Annotated in this window: 21 protein-coding genes; 12 read left to right on the top strand and 9 right to left on the bottom strand. The window is 60.0% G+C overall.

Translation table 11 applies throughout. From position 1 onward, the window contains the following. The first annotated feature begins 81 nt into the window (after positions 1-81). From FAA97_RS18230 to FAA97_RS18200, 7 genes are all read left to right on the top strand, one after another. Positions 82-894, top strand: a complete 813-nt coding sequence (locus FAA97_RS18230; protein WP_136599998.1) for a DeoR/GlpR family DNA-binding transcription regulator — start codon at positions 82-84, stop codon at positions 892-894. Positions 895-949: 55 nt separating this feature from the next. Continuing rightward, complete coding sequence (rhaS, locus tag FAA97_RS18225; protein ID WP_136599997.1) at positions 950-1,945, top strand: rhamnose ABC transporter substrate-binding protein; 996 nt, start codon at positions 950-952, stop codon at positions 1,943-1,945. Positions 1,946-2,123: 178 nt separating this feature from the next. Then, positions 2,124-3,659: a sugar ABC transporter ATP-binding protein gene (locus FAA97_RS18220; protein WP_168801040.1), complete on the top strand. Its 1,536-nt coding sequence runs from the start codon at positions 2,124-2,126 to the stop codon at positions 3,657-3,659. A 10-nt stretch (positions 3,660-3,669) separates the two neighbouring features. Continuing rightward, complete coding sequence (locus FAA97_RS18215) at positions 3,670-4,662, top strand: ABC transporter permease (RefSeq protein ID WP_136599996.1); 993 nt, start codon at positions 3,670-3,672, stop codon at positions 4,660-4,662. After that, the gene (locus tag FAA97_RS18210; protein ID WP_136599995.1) at positions 4,659-5,672 is read left to right on the top strand and encodes an ABC transporter permease; all 1,014 of its coding nucleotides are present in this window, start codon (positions 4,659-4,661) and stop codon (positions 5,670-5,672) included. The genes FAA97_RS18215 and FAA97_RS18210 overlap by 4 nt, the downstream gene beginning before the upstream one ends. Further along, positions 5,672-5,995 carry an L-rhamnose mutarotase gene (gene rhaM / locus FAA97_RS18205; RefSeq protein WP_136599994.1) on the top strand — a complete coding sequence of 108 codons (324 nt, stop codon included), beginning with the start codon at positions 5,672-5,674 and terminating at the stop codon, positions 5,993-5,995. Before FAA97_RS18210 ends, rhaM begins: the two co-directional genes overlap by 1 nt. Further along, entirely contained in the window at positions 5,992-7,389 is a 1,398-nt protein-coding gene (locus FAA97_RS18200; RefSeq protein ID WP_136599993.1) for an FGGY-family carbohydrate kinase, read from the top strand. Before rhaM ends, FAA97_RS18200 begins: the two co-directional genes overlap by 4 nt. Positions 7,390-7,446: 57 nt before the next feature. On the opposite strand, the gene FAA97_RS18195 is transcribed toward FAA97_RS18200, so the two are convergent. From FAA97_RS18195 to bglB, 8 genes are all read right to left on the bottom strand, one after another. Further along, positions 7,447-8,526: a Gfo/Idh/MocA family protein gene (locus FAA97_RS18195; RefSeq protein ID WP_136599992.1), complete on the bottom strand. Its 1,080-nt coding sequence runs from the start codon at positions 8,524-8,526 to the stop codon at positions 7,447-7,449. After that, entirely contained in the window at positions 8,523-9,545 is a 1,023-nt protein-coding gene (locus tag FAA97_RS18190; RefSeq protein WP_136599991.1) for a Gfo/Idh/MocA family protein, read from the bottom strand. Before FAA97_RS18190 ends, FAA97_RS18195 begins: the two co-directional genes overlap by 4 nt. A gap of 4 nt (positions 9,546-9,549) precedes the next feature. Next, entirely contained in the window at positions 9,550-10,845 is a 1,296-nt protein-coding gene (locus FAA97_RS18185) for a Gfo/Idh/MocA family protein (RefSeq protein ID WP_136599990.1), read from the bottom strand. A 4-nt stretch (positions 10,846-10,849) separates the two neighbouring features. Then, positions 10,850-11,935, bottom strand: coding sequence for an ABC transporter ATP-binding protein (locus tag FAA97_RS18180; RefSeq protein ID WP_136599989.1), 1,086 nt, complete (start codon positions 11,933-11,935; stop codon positions 10,850-10,852). Positions 11,936-11,948: 13 nt separating this feature from the next. Further along, a complete protein-coding gene (locus FAA97_RS18175) occupies positions 11,949-12,719 on the bottom strand; it encodes a carbohydrate ABC transporter permease (protein WP_246041582.1) in 771 nt (256 codons plus the stop codon). Between the two features lie 127 nt (positions 12,720-12,846). Next, positions 12,847-13,740, bottom strand: a complete 894-nt coding sequence (locus FAA97_RS18170) for a carbohydrate ABC transporter permease (protein ID WP_136599987.1) — start codon at positions 13,738-13,740, stop codon at positions 12,847-12,849. 75 nt (positions 13,741-13,815) lie between these two features. Then, positions 13,816-15,102, bottom strand: a complete 1,287-nt coding sequence (locus FAA97_RS18165) for an ABC transporter substrate-binding protein (protein ID WP_136599986.1) — start codon at positions 15,100-15,102, stop codon at positions 13,816-13,818. Positions 15,103-15,224: 122 nt separating this feature from the next. Next, positions 15,225-16,343 carry a beta-galactosidase BglB gene (gene bglB, locus FAA97_RS18160; protein ID WP_136599985.1) on the bottom strand — a complete coding sequence of 373 codons (1,119 nt, stop codon included), beginning with the start codon at positions 16,341-16,343 and terminating at the stop codon, positions 15,225-15,227. 206 nt (positions 16,344-16,549) lie between these two features. On the opposite strand from bglB, the gene kdgR reads away from it, so the two are divergent. Continuing rightward, complete coding sequence (gene kdgR, locus FAA97_RS18155) at positions 16,550-17,374, top strand: DNA-binding transcriptional regulator KdgR (protein WP_136599984.1); 825 nt, start codon at positions 16,550-16,552, stop codon at positions 17,372-17,374. Between the two features lie 346 nt (positions 17,375-17,720). On the opposite strand, the gene FAA97_RS18150 is transcribed toward kdgR, so the two are convergent. Then, entirely contained in the window at positions 17,721-18,620 is a 900-nt protein-coding gene (locus FAA97_RS18150; RefSeq protein ID WP_136599983.1) for an AraC family transcriptional regulator, read from the bottom strand. A 191-nt stretch (positions 18,621-18,811) separates the two neighbouring features. Between FAA97_RS18150 and melA the strand changes: the two genes are divergently transcribed. The 4 genes from melA to FAA97_RS18130 all read left to right on the top strand — a co-directional run bounded on the left by melA (position 18,812) and on the right by FAA97_RS18130 (position 24,741). Then, complete coding sequence (gene melA / locus FAA97_RS18145) at positions 18,812-20,284, top strand: alpha-glucosidase/alpha-galactosidase (protein ID WP_136600174.1); 1,473 nt, start codon at positions 18,812-18,814, stop codon at positions 20,282-20,284. Positions 20,285-20,449: 165 nt separating this feature from the next. Further along, a complete protein-coding gene (locus tag FAA97_RS18140) occupies positions 20,450-22,537 on the top strand; it encodes an ABC transporter substrate-binding protein (RefSeq protein ID WP_136599982.1) in 2,088 nt (695 codons plus the stop codon). Positions 22,538-22,612: 75 nt separating this feature from the next. Continuing rightward, positions 22,613-23,626, top strand: coding sequence for an ABC transporter permease (locus FAA97_RS18135; protein ID WP_136599981.1), 1,014 nt, complete (start codon positions 22,613-22,615; stop codon positions 23,624-23,626). Next, the gene (locus FAA97_RS18130; RefSeq protein WP_136599980.1) at positions 23,623-24,741 is read left to right on the top strand and encodes an ABC transporter permease; all 1,119 of its coding nucleotides are present in this window, start codon (positions 23,623-23,625) and stop codon (positions 24,739-24,741) included. The genes FAA97_RS18135 and FAA97_RS18130 overlap by 4 nt, the downstream gene beginning before the upstream one ends. Position 24,742: the final 1 nt, after the last annotated feature.

The raw sequence follows: 24,742 nt of genomic DNA, 5'->3' as shown, positions 1-24,742 counted from the left end.
GGTGCAATATTATTATTTTTGATCGTTTGTGATTGACAGCGTAAAATCTTTACGAATAAATCACGGTCAGGAGGACCCCCCATGCACGAACGCGAACGACATCGCATTATTCTGAGCGCGATCCAGGAAAAGCCTGTGGTCACGGTGCAGGATATTGCTGAACTGACCGAGGCTTCAGAGGCCACGATCCGTCGGGATATCGCGTCCCTGCACGTTCAGGGAAAGCTGCGCCGGGTGCGCGGCGGCGCCGAGGCGGTTCACCCGCCACAGCTCGGCAATCTGGCCGCCCGGCCGTTCCGCGTTTCGGAATCGGTCAACATCGACAAGAAACGCGCAATTGCGCGCGCTGCCGTGGATCTCTGCGCAGAAGGCGATTCGGTCATCATCAATGGTGGCACGACCACCTTTCAGATGGTCCATTTCATGTCCGCCCGCAGGCTTCAGGTCATGACCAATTCCTTCGCCATTGCCGAACATCTGGTCAAGCATTCGAAATGCACGGTCTCGGTTCCGGGCGGCGCGATCTATCGCGACCAGAGCCTGATCCTTTCGCCTTTTGAAAACGATGCCATCCGGAATTTCTATGCCCGCCGCATCTTCATCGGTGCACAGGGCATCAGCGCCCTCGGCGTGATGGAATCCGACGCGCTTGTCATCCAGAGCGAGCAGAAGCTTGTCCGCCAGGCCGAGGAACTGATCGTGATGGTCGACTCAAGCAAGTTCGCCAAGCGCTCGAGCCTGATCCTGTGCCCGCTCGACAAGGTCTCGACCATCATTACGGACGACAGGATTTCCGACGAGGCGGCCGCCATGGTCACCGACGCCGGCATAAAACTCATGACCGTCAAACCAATGGCGTCGTCTGAGAAGGAGAATACCACTTCGGTCGCCTAGTTGGACGTGATCGAAGCGGGAGGAGTTTGGAAGTTCAACAACCTGGGAGGAAGACATGAAACTCACGAAAATTCTGCTGGCTACTGCCGCCATTGCACTCGCCACCATGGGCTCGGCCGCACAGGCCGCCGACATGAAGATTGCGCTGGTCGTCAAGTCGCTCGGCAACGGCTTCTTCGAAGCTGCAAACAAGGGCGCTGAAGAAGCTGCCAAGGAACTCGGCGGCGTCGAGATCATCTATACCGGCCCGACCTCGACTACGGCGGAAGGCCAGATCGAAGTGATCAACTCGCTGATCGCCCAGGGCGTCGATGCCATCGCGATCTCCGCCAATGACCCGGACGCCGTCGTTCCGGCACTCAAGAAGGCTGCCCAGCGCGGCATCAAGGTCATCTCGTGGGATTCGGGCGTTGCTGCCGAAGGCCGCATCCTGCACCTCAACCCGTCGTCGAACGAACTGATCGGCAAGATGTGCCTGCAGCTGGCCGCCAATCACCTCGAAGGCGGAAAGGGTGACTTCGCCATCCTGTCTGCCACCACGACCTCGACCAACCAGAATATCTGGATCGAGGAAATGAAGAAGCAGCTGAAGGACTTCCCCGGCCTCAACCTCGCCACCACCGTCTATGGTGACGACCTCGCCGACAAGAGCTACCGCGAAGCTCAGGGCCTCCTGACCTCGCAGCCGAACGTCAAGGTCATCGTCGCCCCGACGACTGTCGGCGTTCTCGCCGCTTCGCAGGCCGTCAAGGATGCCGGCAAGATCGGCGAAGTCTACGTCACCGGTCTCGGCCTCCCGTCCGAAATGGCTGGCGCCATCAAGTCCGGCGCGACCAAGGAATTCGCCATCTGGAACCCGATCGACCTCGGTTACTCGGCAGCCCAGATCTCGTATCACCTGGTCAAGGGTGACACCGACGGCGCTCCGGGCTCGGAAATCCCGGCCGGCCGCATGGGCACGATCAAGATCGGCGACAATGGCGAAGCCGCCATGGCAGACCCCTTCGTCTACAATTCGTCGAACATCGACGAGTTCTCGAAGATCTTCTGATCCACAAAACGCGTTGATCGATTAAACCAAGTCCTCCTCTGGCCTGCCGGCCATCTCCCCCACGAAGGGGGAGAAACTTTGCCGCAACCGTCTTGCCCCAATTGGGTTTCGACGCTGCGGCCAGGTTAAGCCCTCCCCCTTGTGGGGAGGGTGGGGAGGGGTTTTAAAGCAAAGCCCGATGATGACCGTTCAAACCCAGACATTGCAGGCTGCCGCCTTGCAGGCCGACACCCCCATTCTCGAAATGCGCGGCATTTCGCAGATCTTTCCCGGCGTAAAAGCACTCGATGGCGTCAACATCGCGCTCTATCCGGGCAAGGTGACCGCCCTGATCGGCGAAAACGGGGCCGGCAAGTCGACGCTGGTCAAGATCCTGACCGGCATATATCGCCCCAATGAGGGTGAAATCCTGATCGACGGCAAACCGACCGCATTCACCAATGCGCAGGATGCGATCGACGCTGGCGTCACCGCCATTCACCAGGAAACGGTCCTCTTCGATGAGTTGACCGTTGGTGAAAACATTTTCCTCGGCCATCCGCCGAAAACCCGGTTCGGCCTGATCGACTGGCGACTGATCAACGAACGCTCCCGCACACTGATGCAGGCCCTCGAAAGCGACATCGATCCGACGACCAAGCTCAAGGACTTCTCGATCGCCCAGCGCCATCTGGTCGCGATTGCCCGCGCGCTCTCCGTCGAAGCCCGCATCGTCATCATGGACGAGCCGACCGCCGCCCTTTCCCGCAAGGAGATCGACGATCTCTTCCGCATCGTCGAAGGCCTGAAGCGCCAGGGCAAGGCGATCCTCTTCATCAGCCACAAGTTCGACGAACTCTACGAGATTGCCGACAACTACGCCGTCTTCCGCGACGGCCGGATGGTCGGCAGCGGCGATCTGAAGTCTACCCCGCAGGATGAAATCGTCCGCCTCATGGTCGGACGCGATGTGCATGACGTCTTCCCCAAGACCCCTGCCGTCATTGGTGCGCCGGTCCTCTCCGTTCAGGGCTACAGCCATGACACGGAATTCCGCGACATCTCCTTCGACCTGAAGAAGGGCGAAATCTTAGGTGTCTATGGCCTGATCGGCGCCGGCCGTTCCGAGCTCTGTCAGTCGCTGTTCGGCATCACACGTCCCGTCTCCGGCACGCTGTCGCTTGAGGGTAAGCCGATCATCGTCAACTCTCCCGCCGACGCGATCGCCGCCGGTATCGTCTATGTTCCGGAAGAACGCGGCCGCCATGGTCTGGCGCTTGAGATGCCGATCTACCAGAACATGTCGCTGCCATCGCTCATCCGCACTTCGGTATCCGGCTTCCTGAAGGCTGCCAACGAGTTGAAGCTCGCCCGCAAATATGCCGAGCGTCTCGATCTCCGCGCAGCCGCGCTCTCCGTTCCCGTTGGCACGCTGTCAGGCGGCAACCAGCAGAAGGTCGTTATCGGCAAGTGGCTGGCAACCGCCCCCAAGGTCATCATTCTCGACGAACCGACCAAGGGCATCGACATCGGTTCCAAGGCCGCCGTGCACGGCTTCATTTCCGAACTCGCCGGCGAAGGCCTGTCGATCATCATGATCTCGTCCGAACTGCCGGAAATTCTCGGCATGTCGGACCGCGTCATGGTCATGCGCGAAGGCCTCGCCGCCGGCATCTATGAACGCGAAGGGTTGTCGGCCGAAACGCTGGTGCGTGCCGCTACTGGCAATGCGTAAGGATCACGTCATGCAAAATCTGCTGAAAAACCGCGAATTGTTGCTGGGTCTGATCATCGTCGGGATGATCCTCGGCTTCTCGACTCGCGCCGACAATTTCGCCTCGCCCGGCAATCTCGCCAATATCTTCAACGACACCTCGATCCTGATCATCCTGGCGCTCGGCCAGATGGTGGTCATCCTGACCAAGTCGATCGATCTCTCGGTGGCAGCCAACCTCGCCTTCACCGGCATGGCCGTCGCCATGCTGGATGCCACCTATCCCGGTCTGCCGCTGGCGCTGCTGATCGTGCTGGCCATCGGCATCGGCGCGGCCCTTGGCGCCATCAACGGCTTCCTCGTCTGGGCGCTGCAAATCCCGCCAATTGTCGTCACCCTCGGCACGCTCACCATCTATCGCGGTATGACTTTCGTGCTATCAGGTGGCGCCTGGGTCAACGCGCACCAGATGCAGCCGGACTTTCTCGGCTTTCCCCGCATGACGGTGCTCGGCCTGCCGATCCTCTCATGGGTCGCGATCGGGATCGTCGTCCTCGTCTCCTTCATCCTGACCCGCACCACCTTCGGTCGCTCAACCTATGCCGCGGGCGGCAATCCCATCGCCGCCGTCTATGCCGGCATCGATGTCGGCCGTGCGCGCTTCCTCGCCTTCGTCCTCTCCGGCGCGCTGGCCGGCCTCTCCGGTTATCTCTGGGTCTCCCGCTACGCTGTCGCTTATGTCGATATCGCAGGCGGTTTCGAATTGGACAGCGTCGCGGCCAACGTCATCGGCGGCATCTCGATTGCCGGCGGTATCGGCACCGTTATCGGCACCGTGCTCGGCGCCCTCTTCCTTGGCGTCATCAAGAATGCGCTGCCGGTCATCGGCATCTCGCCCTTCGCGCAGATGGCAATCTCCGGCATCGTCATCGTTCTTGCCGTCGTCTTCAATGCCCGCGCCGAGCGCAAGAAGGGCCGTATCATCCTGCGCGATCGCGCGCCGAAGTCCGAGGTGACGGCATGAGCACCACCCATATCGAACCGCGCGAAAAGCGCGTCATCCCCGATCGACTGGGAACGCCCCTCCGCCGTGTCCTGGCAAGCTGGGAAGTGCTGCTCTTCGGCGTCGCCGTCCTGATCTTCATCGCCAATTCGCTCGCATCGCCCTACTTCCTCGATGCGTGGAACCTGTCGGACGCGACCTTCAACTTCACCGAAAAGGCGATGATCGCCTTTGCCATGGCGCTACTGATCATCGCCGGTGAAATCGACCTCTCGGTCGCGGCCATCATCGCGCTGGCCTCGACCGCCATGGGCTATGCCGTGCAGATGGGCGTGGGAACACCGGGCCTCGTTGCCATCGGCATCACCACGGGTCTGGCATGCGGCGCCTTCAATGGCTTCCTCGTGGCCGTTCTCCGCCTGCCCTCGATCGTCGTCACCATCGGCACGATGAGCCTGTTCCGCGGCATCTCCTACATCGTGCTCGGTGACCAGGCCTTTGGCAAATATCCTGCCGACTTCGCCTATTTCGGCCAGGGCTATGTCTTCTGGGTCTTCTCCTTCGAATTCGTCCTGTTCCTTGGCATGGCGCTCGTCTTCGGCATCCTGCTGCACAGGACCAATTTCGGCCGCCACGTCTATGTCATCGGCAACAATCCGCTGGCTGCCCGGTTCTCGGGCATCCCGGTCGAACGGGTGAAGTTCATCCTCTTCCTGCTGACCGGCCTGATGAGCGGCATCGCCGCCGTCTGCCTCACCTCGCGCCTCGGCTCCACCCGCCCATCGATCGCGCAAGGCTGGGAACTGGAAGTGGTCACCATGGTCGTGCTCGGCGGCGTCTCCATCCTTGGTGGCGCGGGCACCATTGCCGGCGTCGTCATCGCCGCCTTCGTCATGGGCCTCGTCACCTTCGGCCTCGGTCTGCTCAATGTGCCCGGCATCGTCATGTCGATCTTCATCGGCCTGCTGCTGATCATCACCATCGCCCTGCCGATCGTTGCCCGCCGGATCAAGAATGCGAGGAACGCCTGATGGCTGAAACCGAACGCCACGTCTTCAGAATGAAGCTCAATCCGGGCATGGAGGCGGAATATCGCAAGCGCCACGACGAAATCTGGCCGGACCTGGCCGATCTTCTCCATCAGGCCGGGATCAGCGACTATTCCATCCACCTCGATCCCGAGACAAACAGCCTGATCGGCGTGCTGACCCGCACGAAGGATCACGGCATGGCATCCCTGCCCGACCATCCGGTGATGAAGCGCTGGTGGACGCATATGGCCGACATCATGGAAAGCAATCCGGACAACTCCCCGGTCGCCGTCGATCTGGTCAAGGTTTTTCACCTCCCATGACGAAACCGCAGCATGACCGCATCGCCGTCATCGACATCGGCAAGACCAATGCCAAGGTGGTCGTGGTCGACGCGCATTCGGGCGCCGAGATCGCGCTGCGCAAGACCGCGAATACGGTTCTGAAGACCGCGCCCTATCCGCACTACGATACAGACCACCTCTGGTCCTTCATTCTGGACACCTTGCGGGAGTTCGCCGCCGAACCGGGCTACGACGCGATTTCCATCACCACCCATGGCGCAAGCTGCGCCCTCCTCGATGAAGATGGCGCGCTTGCCCTGCCGGTTCTCGACTACGAGCATCTTTATCCCGAAGCCATGAACCGCGCCTATGACGCGGTCCGGCCGGATTTCGCCAGCACCTTCTCGCCGCGACTGACGGGCGGCCTCAATCTCGGCGCACAGCTGCGCTATCAGCAGACGCTCTTTCCCGATCTCATGGCCCAGGTTGCGACAGTTCTCACCTATCCGCAGTATTGGGCTTTTCGCCTGACAGGTGTGACCGCCAACGAGAAGACCTCGCTCGGCTGCCATACCGACCTCTGGCTTCCCTTCGCTGATGGATTCTCACCCCTCGTCGATACCCTGGGCCTGACGGCAAAAATGGCGCCGATCCGCTCGGCTTTCGATGTTCTCGGTGACATTCGCACAGACCTTGCAACGCAGATTGGACTTTCTGGGCCGGTCCCTGTCTATTGCGGCATCCACGATTCAAACGCATCGCTGCTACCGCATCTGGTCGATCGCACCAAGCCCTGCACGGTGATTTCGACTGGCACATGGGTCGTGTGTTTCGCCCCCGGCGGCAGCCCTTCGAGCCTTGATGCCGCACGCGACACGCTCGTCAATGTCGACGCCTTCGGCACACCTGTGCCGTCTGCCCGCTATATGGGTGGTCGCGAATGGGAGATGACGATGACAACGGAGCCTGCTGTCACACCGGATGAGGAAGACAAGGCTCTTGCGAGGGTTCTCGCACGTGAGAGCATGCTTCTACCGAGTTTGGTAAAAGGCACAGGCCCCTTTCCTGCGGCAATGGGAGGATGGCACTTGGAGCCGGAAACGCCCCTGGAGCGCCGCGCTGCAGCGAGCCTTTACCAGGGTCTGATGACGATGACATGCCTCGACATGATAGGCTCCAGAGGGCGAATTGTGGTCGAAGGCCCCTTCGCAAGAAACCAGATATACCTTGCCGCCTTGGCCAGCCTTAGCAACAGGCCTGTCCATGCATCTGCCTCTGAGACCGGTACAGCGCTCGGGGCCGCCGTTCTGGCAGGCTTGAAACCGCGTCTCTCCCTGACGAGTGTCGAAAGGGGAATTCATGGGTTGGAGGCCTATGCCAAAGCCTGGCAGCGCAGAGCAATGGCATCGCTGGATAAGGGTACGACCGGCTGAGGCGCAGATTGGATTGGCAGCGTCTTTACCTCGGCTAGGGCATTTGAAGGCTTCGGCTCACATCCGATCCGCTGGTTGCCAACCATCCGTCAGCGCGTGATCACGCGGCAGCGGAAGATCGACGATACGGGAGTTCTGCGCCGACTCGTAAATCGCTGTGATCAACTCGATGGAGTGCTCAGCGTCTGCAAATGTCGGAAGGTAGAGGTCGGGCATGCCTCGAAGCCGGGCGAAAATATCCGCGAACTGTCCGGCAAAGCGATCCGCAACAGCCGGAACGCTTGCGACAACGGCATCGAACTCTGCCTGCCGTGCGGGGTCCGTTGCAAGGAATACCCATGGCCCGGCACCTACATGGTAGGGCTCGCTGCCGGATGTGAGCGTGACATGTTCGAAGCACGCGCGGAACCGCGATTTGCTGCCAGCGGCGCCAAGCGTAATCGACGAGGTCACGAGAGCGCCCTCGACCGTCTTCATGCTGATCGCCGCACAATCTTCCGTTTCGATCGGGTTCACCCGCGTGTCCAGAAATGCCGCCACAGACCTGACGTTTCCGGCCAGAAGTGTCACAAGATTGTGGGCGTGAATGGCGTGGCTGACAACGGCACCACCCAACTCGCCACGCCAGCTTCCGCGCCACCGCTCGGCATAGTAGTCGGCTCCACGCTGCCAGTGGGTCTCCAAAGACAAAACAAAGGGTTTGCCCAGCATCCCCTTTTCCTTGAGTGTATGGGCCGCCCGGTAGCCGGAGCCGTATCGATATTGGAACACCGGAAACATCTGTCGTGCGGCGCGCTTTGCTGCCTCGGCAATACGATGGACTTCCGCAACGGAACCTGCGATCGGTTTCTCGCAAACGACGTGCTTGCCGGCATCAAGGGCCGCAATTGTCATCGTTGAATGCAGGTGCGGCGGCAGGCAGATATCAACCAGATCAACGCTTGGGTCCGAAAAGACATCTGCGACAGCACTGACAGGCCGAGCGCCTTTGGCAAGCGCGGCGCCCACTTTTGCTTTCTCCGGGTCAAGGTCGCAGACATAGACGACCTCATAGAGGTCCGAAAGCTCGGCATAGGCCTCGATATGCGACAGGCCGATGCCAGCCCCCAAGACAGCCACCTTGATCCGGTCACTCATCTCGCCTTCTCCCCTTCCGCCATGTGCTGCGCCTGCAACGATAATTCGGTGGCGAGAAAGGCATGGTCCTGCCGCATCGCCGTCTCGGTACGCTGTTCGAGGTCGTGCAGGAACTTGGCAAAGAAAGGCGTACCGGCACCGCTTGCGTTGAAGCGCTCGATCCCCTTGCCATCGACCAGGATGACGTGATCGCCACCGGACTGCCCTGCTATATCGACATACTTGCGCATCTCGATGTAACCCTCGGTCCCGAGGATGGTCATCCGGCCATCGCCCCAGGTCGGCAGTCCATCGGGCGTCAACCAGTCGACGCGGGCATAACCTCGCCCACCATTTCCCTCCAGCAACACCTCCCCGAAGTCCATGAAGTCGGGCCGCTCCGGATTGGCGACATTGGATATATGCGCGGCAACGACACGCGCCTCGGTGGAGCCCGTAAAATGCAGGAACTGGTCGTATTGGTGGGCACAGATATCGTTCAGGATACCGCCGGTGCGCTGCCTCTGCCAAAACCACTCTGGACGGCGATGCGCATTGCGGCGATGGGGCCCAAGCCCGACCGTCTGGATCACCTGCCCGATGCGGCCCTCGCCGATCAGCCGGTCAACGACCGTCGTGCTCTCGACCGTCAATCGCTCCGAGAAGCAGACGATCCAGCGACGTCCCGTCTCGCGGACGGCATCCTTCAGCAGCAACAATTGCTCTGATGTCGTGCAGCCCGGTTTATCGACCAGGACATCCTTGCCATGCCGCATGGCCCGGATTGCGATATCGGCCCTGTCACTGTTGATGGCTGCCGACAGGATCAAGCTGACGCGCGCATCCTCCAGGATTTCTGCCTCGGAAAGCTCCGGAAATTCGGGATAGGAGGTCGCGAAAGCGCCTTTGACCTCCGGCGGCGTTTCGAGGCCCGTGCACCAGCCGACGCACGCGGCACCCGCCGCAAGAAGGCCGTCGATCATGCCGTGGATATGGCCGTGATCCACACCGATGACGCCAAACTTCACCCTTGATACCATGTTTCTAGCGTTCCAGGCTGATGCCGCGTGCTCGCAGCATGGATTGGATATCGACGACTGAGCCGGTTTCGATCGACATGTTCGCAGCGATGCCCGTCAGGATCGACCATGCTCCGGCGACGTGATCGGAGGCGCGGCCATATCGATCCGGCGCCATGCCTTCGGGATCGAAAATGTAGCCCAGCATCACGGGATCGGCGCCGCCGTGGTGACCGCTGGCGATTGGCACGTCCAGCAGGCGGGGCGCTTCCCCGGCCAGATGCAACTCGGTGGTAACGGCATCGGCGTCGGCATGCGCACGGGTACCGCCAAAGACGCCATGAACCTCGACATGACGGTGCGTGATGTCGCCCTTGGTGCCCTGGAACTTGATCTCAAGTCCTTCCCAGGGTGAATAGGCCGTCAGCGTGTAGTTGGCAGAGACACCCGAAGCATACCGGATATGGGCCTGCATGGTGTCCTCGATGCCGATATCCTGATCGAAGACACAGAGGTCGCGGAAATAGCCGTCCGCATGTTCGGCCTCGAGATAGAGGCTCCGCAGAGCATCATCCTCCGACAGATCGAGTTCGAAATCGCATTTGTTCGCCACCGGACAGCCATGACATCGCGCGCCACGTCCTTCGAGACCCAGCACGAGCGCTGTCTCGGGGCGATAGAAGGCTCGCCTGCCGGAGGCGAATACGGTCGTCGGCACCGTCCCGAGCCACCAGTTCAGCAGGTCGAAATGGTGGGTCGATTTGTGAACAAGCAGCCCCCCGGAATTCTCTTTCTGACGATGCCATCTGCGGAAGTAGTCTGCGCCATGAACCCGATCGAGATGCCAGCGGAAGTCGACCGCAGTCACTTCGCCAATCGTGCCAGCGGCGATCAGCTCCTTGATCTGGGTGCGCGCCGGTGAATAGCGATAATTGAAGGTGACCTGCACCTTGCGCCCCGTGCGCGCCTGAGCATCAACAATCATCTTGAGGCGGGCGAGGTCAATCGTGAGCGGCTTTTCGCAGATCACATCACAGCCAGCCTCGAACGCTTTGACGATGTAGTCGGCATGCAGAAAGTCTGGTGTCGCGACGACGACCGTGTCTGGTTTCTGCTCTGCGATCAGCCGATCGAAATCACCGGCCAGATAGGTCGCGACACCGTTGGTGCCTGGCTTTGCCAAGGCTTTGGCAGCCTCACCCAGGCGATGCGGATTGCTGTCGCAAAGGGCGAGGATTTCGTGCCTGTCAGCGTAATCATTCGCGACGGAGTCGCGAAACATGGCATGTCGGGAGCCACAGCCTACTATTGCGATCTTCACGGTCTCAAACCTTCTCGCGAGCGGGTTCGATCCGCTGGCCCGATGCGTCGAAATAATGGATTGCGTCCGGCTCGAAGCCGATCGTGGCGGCATCTCCTTGCCGATAGGAGGCCTTGCCATAATCACTGACCAGGACGATTTGCCCGTTCGGCAAGGCCATGTGCAGCAATGTTTCGCTGCCGAGATACTCAACGAGGCGCACCGTCGCCTCAGTCTGGATCGATCCGCCGCCCACAAGAAGGGCGTTCGGCCGAACACAGAGCGTAAGCTCGAGGTCGGCTGTCGGCAGGTCGGCGATGGCGAATTCGGGCCATCCCTCGACGCGAACGCGCGCATCTGCGCCGTCTCGCAGGACTGTTGCCTTCAGCATGTTGATCTTCGGCGAACCAATGAAGCCTGCGACGAACAGGTTCTGAGGGCGCGTATAGAGTTCTTGCGGCGTCCCGACCTGCTCTATCTTGCCAGCACGCAAAACCACAATCCGGCTCGCCATGGTCATGGCCTCCACCTGATCGTGGGTGACATAGATCATGGTCGTGCCGAGCCGTGAATAGAGCGAGGCAAGTTCCGCGCGCATCTGGACGCGCAGCTCGGCATCGAGGTTGGAAAGCGGTTCATCGAACAGGAAGAGCTTGGGCTCCCGGACGATCGCACGGCCAATCGCGACACGCTGCTTCTGACCGCCCGAAAGTTGCCGCGGCTTGCGGTCCATCAAGGGTTCGATCTGGAGGATACGGGCGGCCTCCGCAACACGGCGCTCGACTTCGGCCTTGGACATCTTGAAGTTCTGCAAGCCGAAGGCAAGGTTCTTGCGCACCGTCATATGCGGGTAGAGCGCATAGCTCTGAAACACCATCGAGAGCTCGCGCTTGGACGCAGGCAGGTCGTTCACGACCTTGTCGCCGATGGAAATCGTGCCGTCGGAGATATCCTCCAGACCGGCAATCATGCGCAGCAAAGTCGACTTGCCGCAGCCCGAGGGGCCGACGAGCACGAGAAATTCGCCATCATGTATGTCGAGGTTCAGCCCCTTGATGATCGAGAGCGCCCCATAGCGCTTGCCGACATTGCGAAGCATCAATCCAGCCATGTCATTTCAATCCTTATTTCATTCCGGATGTGGCGATGCCACGTACGATCAGCTTCTGGAACAGGACGAAGAAGATCACGACCGGAACCAGGGAGAGCACAGACATGGCGAACATCTGGCCATAGGCGGACTGTCCTTCCTGATCGAGGAAGAGACGAAGTCCGAGCGGCACGGTGTAGCTCTTGATGTCGTTGAGATAGATGAGAGGCGCCAGGAAATCCTCCCATGTCCAGATCAGCGAGAAGATGGCCGCCGTGCCCATCGCCGGCAGCGACAGCGGCAGGATGATCGCCCAATAGATCTTGAAGGGCGAGCAGCCGTCGATCATCGCCGCCTCGTCCAGCTCCTTCGGCAGTTGCCGGAAGAACTGCACCATGAGAAAGATGAAGAAGGCTTCTGACGCCAGAAACCGTGGCACGACCAGCGGAAGATAGGTGTCGATCCAGCCCAGCTGGAGGAAGAGGACATACTGCGGGATAAGGACCACGTGATAGGGGATCATCAGCGTCATCATCATCAGGGCGAAGAAGAAATTGCGGCCGGTAAAGCGCAGCCGGGCAAAGGCATAGGCGGCAAAAGAGCAGGAGACGAGATTGCCGATCACCGACAATAGCGTGACGACGGTCGAGTTCCAGTAGAAGACGGTGAAGGACACCGGCAAAGCAAACCAGCCCTTCGTATAGTTCTCGAAGCGGAACTCAGACGGCCAGAGCGTAAGGCTGCCGAAGATCTCGTTTTCGGGTTTGAATGACGATGCCAGCAGCCAGAACAGCGGATAGAGCATGATTACGGAAACACCGATGAGAAACAGGTGTTTCAGAATACGTCCGTGTCTGTCGCGCCGCTCCCGTTTCAGGCGCAGTGCGTGAGCGATCCGCGCAGCGTCATCGAGCTGCATCGCCAACTCGAGTTCAGTCGCGTTCGTTTTCATAATGCACCCAGTATTTGGAGGTCGCGAAGGCCAGTGCCGTGAAGAGGGCGATGATAAGCAGCAACACCCAGGCCAGCGCCGAGGCATAGCCCATGCGGAAGAACTTGAAGGCCTCGTTGAACAGATAGACTGTGTAGAACAGCAGGCTGTCGGCCGGCGCCCCGGTGCCGTTCGAGATGATGAAGGCGCTCGAAAAGGTCTTGAAGGCCTCGATCGTCTGCAAGACGAGGTTGAAGAAGATCACGGGAGCGAGCAGCGGCAGCGTGATGCGGGTGAACTGCCGCCACTTCGGCGTGCCGTCGATCTCGGCTGCTTCGTAGAGATCATGCGGGATTCCCCGCAGACCGGCCAGGAAGATCAGCATCGGCGAGCCGAACTGCCACATGGCAAGGATCACCAGCGTGTAGAGCGAGGTATTGGGATCGGTGATCCAGGAAGAGGCCTGAATGCCGAACTGGGCAAGCACCTGATTGACCACCCCTTCCGCCGCGAACAATTCCCGCCACAAAATAGCGATGGCGATGGACGCTCCCAGAAGAGACGGTAGATAGAAAATTGCCCGGTAAAAGCCGATCGTCCGCAGCCCCTTGTCGAGCAACATCGCAACCGCCAGAGCCATGATCAGCCGAGCTGGAACAGAAAGCGCGACATAATGGAAGGTGACCTCAAGCGCCTTCCAGAAACGTCGATCGCGGGTAAACATGTATTCGTAATTGGCCAAGCCCGTCCAGCGCGGCGCCCCGACCATATCGTAGCGGGTGAAGGACAGGTAGAGCGAGGCCAGGATCGGCCCGAGCGCCAGGAGGAAAAACCCCAGTAACCAGGGCAGCAGGAACATGTAGGCCGGCGCATTGCGCGCGAAAAAGCGTCTCATTCACGGAACCTTCTGGCGGGAAAACAAGCCCCGGGACAGGATAGACCGAACCCGGGGCTGCTGCCTCAGGAGCGACTAAAGCGCCCGTTCGACAATGGCCTGGGCGTCCTCGACGAAGACCGCCGCCGCGTCCTGAGCTTCCATGTTGCCGAGCACCACTTCGGTTCCGATGCGCATGAAGGCATCACGCACCTCGCCTGCCCCCTTCGGTGCCGGCAGCGGGAGTGGGCCGACCTTGTCCCCGATGGCTTCGAAGTAATCGACGGAAAGCTTTTCCACATCCGTGAGGTTGGGCTGCAGCGCTTCGCGCACCTTCGGCGAGGCAGGGATTCCGCGTTCAAGGCCGAGGATACCGGTGATTTCGGGATCGTTCACCCAGGCGTTCATATAGGCGATCGCCGCATCGACATCCTTGGCATCGCGGCTGAGCGACATGAACATCGAAGGCTTGATGAACTGACCCGGCTGGCCGCCACCGACCTTGTGCGGGACCATTGCCGCGCCAATCTTATCCTTGGCGACGGCCTGGATGCCGACGAGCTGGTTGGACCAGAAATGGGAAACCGCCGTATCGCCAACGGGAACCCCCATCTCGGCGATAGGAGCGTCGAGAATAAGGGTCCGATCCTTGTCGCGAACCAGCCCTGCCTTGCGCAAATCCGCCCAATATTGCCAGTAGCCGGCCACATCGTCAGCAGTTACCGCCACCTTGCCGTTTTCATCATAGAACTCACGTCCGTTCTGGCGGGCCCAGGACTCGAATGTCTCGATCATCAGCGCCATGTCGTCGGCGCCTCGGACGGATCCGCCCGACTTGGTGGTGATTTTCTCACAGGCCGTGGCAAAATCGTCCCAGGTCCAGTTGATCAGGTCGGCATCGACACCGGCCTCCTCAAACACACGTGTATTGTAGACCATGACCTGCGTGTTGGAGCCGATATTGAGAGCAAAGAGCTGACCATCGACCTTGCCGCCGGACATCGGACCCTCATCGAAATCGGCGATCATCAGGCCCTTGCCAACATGTGGATCAAGTGGCTGCAAGGCGCCGCGCCGCACGTATTCGAAGAGAAAGCGGTAGTCCATCTGGACCAGGTCGGCCATGTTGCGGCCGGCTGTCTGCGTCGCCATCTTCGTCCAATAATCACCCCAGCCGATCGTCTCTCCCGAGACCGCAATATCCGCGTTCTTCTTCTGGAAAGCTTCGATAACGGCAAATGTGCGCTTGTCGCGTTCGGGGTTCCCCCACCAATAGTGCCGGATGGTCCGGTTGTTCGCAAAAGCGGGCAAGGCTGGAAGGAGCGATGTGGCGGCGACGCCCCCCATGGCTCCCAACATGCTGCGTCTCGTCAGTTTTGTCATGATCTCCTCCTCCTGAGACTGACGGGACAGCGACTGTGCTCCCGTCCGGTGTCACTCCTGTCTGCATCGCCGGCAAACCGCCTCCTCCAGGCCGGTTCACCGTCGTCTTCTTTCTGCGCAACCTAGATGTGGCTGCGCAGAAGCTCGGTCAGGCAGAACATCGCCATGGCCTGTCCATAAGGCATGGCGGTGCGCTTTATCTGCCGGTAGAAATCGAGGTCATGTCCCATGGCTGTCCCGAAGGAGACCTGCTGCAACTCCCCATCGGCGCTGATGTTATCGATGACAGCCTTCATGGCGCGCTCTGCAACGGGCAGATAGCTTTGGTCGAGGTAGCGTTTGCGCACGCCCTTCATCAGACCATAGGCAAATCCGGCGGTGGCCGAGGCCTCCAGATAGCTCGACCGATCATCAATGAGCGTATGCCAAAGGCCACTCTCATCCTGAAATTCCTTCAGCGTCTCAGCCTGTCGCGACAGGATCGAGATCAACTGACGGCGAATGGGGTCACCTTCGGCAAGTCCAAGCAGCTCGATGAATTCTGGAATGGCGATTGTCACCCAGCTATTGCCGCGCGCCCAGCGCGCACGGGCAAAATTGTGGTTTCCGTCGAAGGTCCAGCCGTGGAACCAGAGACCCGTCTCGGTATCCATCAGGTACTGCGCATGCACCAGGAACTGATACTTGGCCTCCTCGACAAACTCCGGGCGTCCGAGCAGCAAGCCAATCTTGGCGAGCGGCAGAACGCTCATCATCAGCGTGTCGTCCCACAGCTGCTGATCATTGACGTTGTTGTAGACGATATGCTGCAAGCCGCCTTCGCGGGTCCTAGGCATCTCGTACATGACCCATTCGGCCCAGGTCTCGAGATAGGCCCGCCACTGTGGCTCCGGAGAAACCTCATAAAGATGCGCAAGCGTCAGGAACGGCGCCATTGTGTTGATGTTCTTTGTCGGCGTTCCCTCGGCAAGCCGTGCATCGAACCAGGCGCGGATGATCGCCATGGCATCCTGGCTGCCGGTGAGCTGCCAGTATTTCAACAGGCCATAAAGGCCGATCCCATGGGTCCATTCCCAACCCGCCCAGCCCTTGGTGTCGATGACGCGCCCATCTTCGAGCTTGAGCAGAAATTCGCCCGTCACGTCTTCGATGTTCACAAGGTTATGAGCAAGGCGATCGATGAGATTACAGACCGACTGACGGTCGAGAATGTGTCGCTTTTCCTGAAGGAGCGGATGCATGGAAGCGCAGTCTCCGTTAATCTATTTTCGGAACCAAATTCCGAAAAATAAGAAATCACACTCCTAAAGACTTTTCAACTCGCAATTTTCAACGCAATATTCAACCCAGCGAAAGTGATGACCGCCACCAGGCACCACTGATGCGCGCATATTGACACAACCGCGCCAAAATTCCAGAATGGAATTCCGAAAAATGCAGAACGTTCATGTCTGATACCGCCCCCAGAGCAGAGCCCAAATCCGAGAACGTCGCTGCCGTCCTCAAGGTGTTTGCCGTCATCGAGGCCCTTGTTGATGACAAGAAGATGGGACTTGCGGACTTGGCGCACCGCGCCATGACGTCAAAGACAACGGCCCATCGTCTGCTGCAGACCATGGTGGAACTCGGTTATGTCGAACAGGATCCGGAAACCGAGAAATATGGACTGACCCTCAAGCTGTTCAGTCTTGGGGCGCGTTCGTTGACCGAACAGACCGAACTCTTGCGAGTGGCGGATCAGGCGATGGGCAAGCTTTCGCGCGCGACGGGAGAATCGATCAATCTCGGTATCCTGGATGACCGAGACCAGCGGGTTGTCTACATCCACAAATACGATTCAGCCTATAATCTCTCGATGAAATCCACGCTCGGCCTGCGCAACCCGCTGCACAGCACATCGCTCGGCAAGGCGCTGCTCGCCTGGCGCGACGACGACGAAATCAGGGAGCGACTGTCAAAGACAGAGCTGACAAAGAGCGCACCTCGCACCATCACAGACCTTGAGACACTGATCGAGGTGCTTCACGCAACCAGACATCAGGGCTTTGCCGAGGAAGTGGAAGAAAGCGAGGCCGGCGTGCGATGCATGGCGATCCCAATCTTCAACTACATGGGCAAGCCTGTTGCCGCCATGTCGATCGCTTTCCCCCTGTTTCGCTTCAGCGAAGAACGAAAAGGCGACTATGTGAAGCTTCTGAAGGAAGCAAGCGCGGCCGCATCCTCGGCGCTGGGATATAGCGGAAAACCAATAATCGGATCGACGGAAACTTGATCCATGAAGGTAAGCGGCTCTTATCATGCCGCTGAGGGCAACGTGGGTATCGCGGGCATAGAGCGTGCCGCAAGCCTACTGACGAGGCCTTGCACCTACCTACAAATTCAAATAGCGCCGCGTGAAGCCCACTCATCAACCGGGGGCATGGGATGCAAGCCCACGCCCGCTTACGATCCTGCCCATCCCCTCCCCGCGATGCTTGGTATCCCATAGTCGATCTACGGGCCTACTGTTTATCTTGTCGTGGGCGGTGAGTTCAGGCTGAACCGCGACTTGCGTTCCCCTTCCAAGCTAGCCTCCGTGTGCTGATTTCCAGAGCCAGACCACCAAAGGACAGCGCTGCCTAATATTGCCCCTTTGAGGCAATACTCGAATACATCCCGGTCGTACGGAATTCTGTCGGGCTTGCCCCGAAATGGCGCCGGAACACTTTGGCGAAATAGTTTGGGTCCTCAAACCCGGACATGATCGATACTTCCTTGACTGACAGCTGGGCTGACTTGGTCAGGAGCTTGGTTGCCTTTTGCAGGCGCTTTTGCAGAACGAATTCCGCCGGTGGCATGCCTTCGCTTGCCGCAAAGACGCGCGAGAAATGCGCGCGGCTGAGACCGGAGACCCGGGCCAGCGTCTCGACCGGCAGGGGATGTTCCAGATTGGCCGCGATGTGGTTGATGACATGCTGCATCGCCCGGTATTCCTGGCTCACTACCGGATGCGAGCCGAAAACGTCGTCATAAAGCAGCATGGCCGCCTCATAGGCGATGGCCGAGGCGCTGCCCGGCTGATCCGCGCCGCCGGCGATCAGCCGCAAGGAACAGTCGGCCAGCCGCTCGATCGTCTCAGGCTTCAGGTTGAGGATCGGGCCTGTGGCCGACAGGATCGCCTGATGAATGCGAAGGGCCTCCTCGCCATTCATCGAGATCCAGAAAAACTCCCATCGGCCATCCTGTTCCAGCCAGTAGCGGTGGTTGTGCGGCACGAGAACGAGCAGTGTTTCGCCGGGTCGAACCCGGTAGGTTCTGTTCTCGTAGCGCAGATTGCCGGCACCCGCGATGGTGTACTGCATCACGGTAAAGGGCGTCTGCCCGCGCTTTCTGCCGTCCCAGTCATAGCTCGCATCGGTGCGGATCTCATAGCCTGTGCTGGTCGGCATCGTGTGCAGGCTGTGGCGTCCCCGCGGCAGCGAAACGGTCCGCATGACGGGTCCATTTTCAATCAGTCGTTTGAGCACAGAATTACCCATTAAAGCACAATACCTCTCTGGTAGCGTCGCGCATTATACGCATAATGACCTCCAGGATTGCAAGATGACCGGGTTGGAGCGGCATCGGCAGGGAGGTTTGGGAGGAGAAGGTGCTGCGGCGCCTCGGTCTTCTGCGCGTTGATTTTACCCTGTCCGCTCTTTTCGGCCGAATGACCAGCGACGAGGACAGCATGAGCAGCTTCAAGATAGCGATTATTGGCGCAGGCAGCGTCGGCTTCACCAAGAAACTCTTCACCGACATTCTCTGCGTGCCGGAGTTTCATGACGTCGAATTCGCACTCACGGATGTGAGCGAGCACAACCTCGGCATGATCAAGTCGATCCTCGACAAGATCTTGCAGGCCAACAACCTCCCGGCGAAGGTCACAGCCTCGACGGATCGCCGTCAGGCGATTGCCGGCGCGCGCTATATCATCAGCTGCGTGCGGGTCGGCGGCCTCCAGGCCTATGCGGACGATATCCGCATTCCCCTGAAATACGGCGTCGACCAGTGCGTCGGCGATACCATCTGCGCCGGCGGCATTCTCTATGGTCAGCGCAACATCCCCGTCATCCTCGACTTCTGCAAGGATATCCGCGAACTGGCCGAGCCCGGCGCGAAATTCCTCAACTATGCCAATCCGATGGCCATGAACACCTGGGCTGCGATCGAATATGGCAAGGTCGATACGATCGGCCTTTGCCACGGCGTCCAGCACGGGGCCGAGCAGATCGCAGAAATCCTCGGAGCGGCTGAGGGTGAACTGGACTATGTCTGCTCGGGCATCAACCACCAGACCTGGTTTGTCGATGTGCGTGTCAAGGGCCGCAAGATCGGCAGGCAAGAGCTGGTCGACGCCTTCGAGGCGCATCCGGTGTTTTCCCAGCAGGAAAAGCTGCGCATCGATGTGCTCAAGCGCTTCGGCGTCTATTCGACCGAGAGCAACGGTCACCTGTCGGAATACCTGCCCTGGTATCGCAAGCGGCCGGAGGAAATCACTCGCTGGATCGACATGTCCGACTGGATCCATGGCGAAACCGGGGGTTACCTGCGCTACTCGACGGAAACCCGCAACTGGTTCGAGACCGAATTCCCGCGCTTCCTCGAAGAGGCGGTGAGGCCAATCGATCCCGCCCGTCGTTCCAACGAGCATGCCAGCCACATTCTGGAAGCGCTGGAGACCGGCCGGGTCTATCGCGGTCACTTCAACGTCAAGAATAACGGCGTCATCACCAACCTGCCGGCCGACGCGATCATCGAGAGCCCTGGTTTCGTCGACCGCTTCGGCATCAACATGGTCGCCGGCATCACGCTGCCGGAAGCCTGTGCCGCAACCTGCATTTCCTCGATCAATGTTCAGCGCATGTCGGTCCATGCGGCCATCTCCGGCGACATCGATCTCCTGAAGCTGGCAGTCCTGCATGATCCGCTGGTCGGCGCGATCTGCACGCCGGAAGAGGTCTGGCAGATGGTCGACGAGATGGTCGTCGCCCAGGCTGAGTGGCTGCCGCAATATGCCCATGCGGTTCCGGCCGCGAAGGAAAGGCTCAGCCGTTCGACGGTCAAGACGCGGGACTGGAAGGGCGTCGCCCGCCGTGAGGTCCGCTCGATCGACGAGCTGCGCGCCGAGAAGGAAGCCAGGAAACTGCAGCCGGCGGGCTGAGCGCGTGGCGCATGAAGGCCGGCTGTCTGAGGAGGAGCCGGCCGGGGAGGGGCGAGCTTTCGCCCCCTCGTTTCCGGCTGGCGCATGATGGCGCCGCGCCGGGTGCTTTTAGGAGGAGAGCCGCCCATTCCGGGTGGTCTGGAGCATGAGGGATAGATAACGACAATGAACCGCTTTCGTCACCTGAGATCCACTGCAGCCCTTTTGTTGGGCGTGTCGACGTTTGCAATCACCGCCATGGCGTCCGAACCGACGGTGGTACCCGAGCAGCCGCCATTCCCTGCACAGGGCAAGATCACCTATGTGCCGCGCGATTCCATCCTCGAATTCAAGGCGCTGCCAGAATATCACGAGCCGGAATGGGTCACCGAAAAATTCGTCAAGACGGGCAAGCTGCCGCCGGTTGCCGAGCGTCTGCCCAAGGAACCCATGGTCTTCAAGTCCGGCAACATGCCGGATGGCATCGGCGTCTACGGCGATACGCTTCGCCACGTCATCGGTGGGCGGCCGGAAGGCTGGAACTATTCCGCGGGCCAGACCCAGGGCTGGGGCGGCATCGATATCGCCATGTCTGAGTGCCTGACCCGTACGGCGCCGCTTTTCCAGGTCGAAGCCAAGGATGTCGAGCCGTTGCCGAATCTTGCCCGCAGCTGGGAATGGTCTGAAGACGGCCACAAGCTCACCATGCACCTGATCGAAGGCGCGAAATGGTCCGACGGCGTTCCCTTCACCTCCGAAGACGTGATGTTCTACTGGGACGACAATGTCGTCGATCCGAATGTCTCGCCGCTCAACGGCGCGACGCCTGAGACCTTCGGGGAAGGCACGGTGCTGAAGGCGATCGACGCCAATACCGTCGAATGGACCTTCAAGGAGGCCTTCCCGCGGCAATATCTCTATTCCATGGCCTATGGCACATTCTGCCCGGGACCGGCCCATATCCTGAAGACCAAGCATCCGAAATACAACAAGGATATGACCTATGATCAGTACAAGAACGGCTTTCCGCCGGAGTATCTGAACATCCCGGTCATGGGGGCCTGGGCGCCGGTGGAATATCGGTCCGACGATATCATCGTGCTGCGCCGCAATCCCTACTACTGGAAGGTCGATGAAGCCGGAAACCAGCTGCCTTACCTGAACGAGCTGCAATACAAGCTCTCGACCTGGGCCGACCGCGACGTCCAGGCGATTGCCGGCTCGGGCGACTTTTCCAATCTCGAACAGCCGGAAAACTTCGTTGAATCGCTGAAGCGCGCAGCCGAGGATAGCGCTCCGGCGCGTCTGGCCTTCGGCGCACGCCTGATTGGCTACAATCTCTACATGAACTTCTCCGGCAATGGCTGGGGCGAACCGGATGCGCGCGGTCAGGCGGTGCGTGAGCTCAATCGCAATGAGGATTTCCGCAAGGCGATCACCATGGCCGTCGACCGCAAGAAACTCGGCGATTCCCTAGTCAAGGGACCCTTCACGGCGATCTATCCCGGCGGCCTGTCGTCCGGAACCAGCTTCTATGACCGCAACTCGACGGTCTACTATCCCTTCGATCTCGATGGCGCCAAGGCCCTGCTCGAGAAGGCGGGCCTCAAGGACACGGACGGAAACGGCTTCGTCAATTATCCGGCCGAAACGCTTGGCGGCAAGGATGTCGAGATCGTTCTGCTCGTCACCTCCGATTACAACACCGACAAGAACCTGGCGGAAGGTGTGGTGGGCCAGATGGAACAGCTCGGCATCCGTGTCGTGCTCAATTCCCTGGACGGCAAGCAGCGTGACGCCGCCAATTACGGCGGTCGTTGGGACTGGATGGTCCTGCGCAACGGCGCGGAACTCTCCTCGGTCGTGCAGAACACGCCGCAGCTGGCCGCGACCGGTCCGCGCACGAGCTGGAACCACCGGGTTCCCGAAGGCGGTGAACTGGATCTGATGCCGTTCGAGCAGGAACTCGTCGACATCGTCAACAAGTTCATTGCCAGCAGCGACAATGACGAGCGCACCGAGCTGATGAAGCAGTACCAGAAGGTGGCAACGACCAATGTGAATTCGGTCGGCCTGACCGAATATCCGGGGGCGCTCATCATCAACAAGCGCTTCTCGAACATTCCGGTCGGAGCCCCGATCTTCATGTTCAACTGGGCCGAAGACACGATCATCCGCGAACGCGTCTTCGTCGCCAACGACAAGCAGGGCGATTACGAACTCTTCCCCGAGCAGCTTCCGGGCAAGCCGGGCGAAAAGGGTCCGATGAACTGATCGGTAGAGATCGCGTCCCGGGCCGGGCATTTGCCTGGCCCGGGATCCCTGAACACACAAGAGAACCTAACAGCCATGTTCCGATTTCTGCTTGTGCGCATTGCGTCAGCCATACCCGTCCTGTTCGTCCTCAGCGTCGTCACCTTCGCCATCATCCAGGCGCCGCCGGGTGACTACAGCGATTACATTCGCTCGCAGATGATCAACCAGGGTGGCGCGTCCTTCGAGGAGGCGGATGCCCAGGCCAGGGCCTATAGCGTGGCCAACGGGCTCGATAAGCCCATGGTCGTGCAATATGTGAACTGGATCACCGGCATCGTGACGCGCGGCGATTTCGGCCATAGCCTTTTCTACAACAAGCCGGTTGCCGATGTCGTCGGCGAGCGCCTGCCGCGCACCCTGCTTCTGGCACTTGTCTGCCACATCCTGGCATCGGTCATCGGCATCACCTTCGGCATTCTGGCAGCCACCCGCCAGTATACCTGGGTCGACACGCTGCTGTCGGGCATATCCTTCCTCGGCATGACCGTGCCGCGCTTTCTCATGGCGCTGATCATCGTCTATATCCTGGTCTTCCATTTCAACGTGACCGAGATCAACAGCTTCCATTCGGCCAAATATGGCGGGGCGCCATGGTCGTGGGACAAGTTCGTCGATCTCCTGAAACATGTCTGGCCGGTCATCGCCATCGCCACCTTCGGCGGCCTCGCCTACAATATGCGGGTCATGCGCGGGAACCTGCTCGACACGCTGAACGCCCAGTATGTCGAGACGGCGCGTGCCAAGGGCCTCTCCGAGAGCCGGGTGATCCTGCGCCACGCCGTGCCCAATGCGCTGCATCCGCTGGTCATGTATCAGGGCGTCGTCCTGCCCTACATGCTAACCGGTGAGATCGAGACGGCGATCATCTTCGCCCTGCCCACCGTCGGCCCGGCCATCGTCGGCTCGATGTGGGTCGGCGATGTCTATGTTACCGCCACATTCATGCTGGTCCTCTCGGCAACCCTGATCGTCGGCAACATCATCGCCGACATGCTCCTGGCCTTGCTCGATCCACGCGTCCGTCTGGGTGGAGGAGCACACGCATGAACGCCAACGTCCATCCTGCCGTCGTTGCAAAGGCAACCGACCATCATCACAGCGAAACCTATACCGCCCTGGTCTGGCGCCGCCTGAAACGCTCCTGGACCGGCATGACCGGCCTCGTGCTCGTCTGCCTTCTGATGCTGATCACGGTCTTTGCCGAGTTCTTCTCTCCCGTTGATCCCAAGCTGACGGGGATTGCCTTCTCAGCCCCTCAGACGATCAGCATCACCGATCAGGACGGTGGCTTCGTCTGGCCGCGCACCTACCAGATCGGCGAGGGCACGGAGCTCGACCCCATCACCTTCCAGCCGATCGTCGGACCAGACTATGCCAATCCGCTCGACCTCGGTTTCTTCGTCCGGGGCTTCAAATACAAGCTGTTCGGCCTGATCCCGACAGAGCGCCACTTCTTTGGCGCGGTCGACGGCACGCCGGTCAACTTTCTCGGCACGGACAAGTTCGGCCGTGACGTGCTCTCCCGCATCCTGCATGGATCACGCGTATCGCTGATGATCGCGCTCACCGTTGTCTTCATCGTCACCGTCATAGGCACCACGGTCGGCATGGTCTCGGGCTATTTCGGTGGCCGCTTCGACACCTGGATGCAACGCTTTGTGGAACTCGTTCTCGCCTTTCCGCAATTGCCGCTCTATCTCGCCTTGACCTCGCTGATCCCGGTGACGGCCCCGACCCATGTCTTCCTCGCCTTCGTCATCTTCGTCATGTCGGCGCTCGGCTGGGCGCAGATGTCGCGGGAGGTCCGGGGCAAGACGCTGGCGCTCGCCCGCATCGACTATGTGCGCGCCGCCATGGCGATCGGCGCGACCGACCGGCGCATCATCTTCCAGCACATCTTTCCCAATGTGATGAGCCACGTGATTGTTTCGGTGACGCTCGCCATTCCCAGTGTCGTGCTGCTCGAATCCTTCCTCGGCTTCCTCGGCTTTGCCGTGAAGCCGCCCCTGATGTCCTGGGGCCTGATGCTGCAGGATACCGCCACCTATTCCGTCATCGGGTCCTATCCCTGGATCCTGTCTCCCGTCGCCTTCGTGCTCGTCACCGTCTTTGCGTTCAATGCGCTGGGCGATGGCCTGCGCGATGCGATCGATCCCTATTGAG

Origin of the sequence: Peteryoungia ipomoeae (genome assembly GCF_004912165.1) — a bacterium.
Taxonomy (GTDB): domain Bacteria; phylum Pseudomonadota; class Alphaproteobacteria; order Rhizobiales; family Rhizobiaceae; genus Allorhizobium; species Allorhizobium ipomoeae.
The sequence above is the reverse complement of the archived record's forward strand: the minus strand, read 5'-3'. Positions and strand labels throughout refer to the sequence as shown.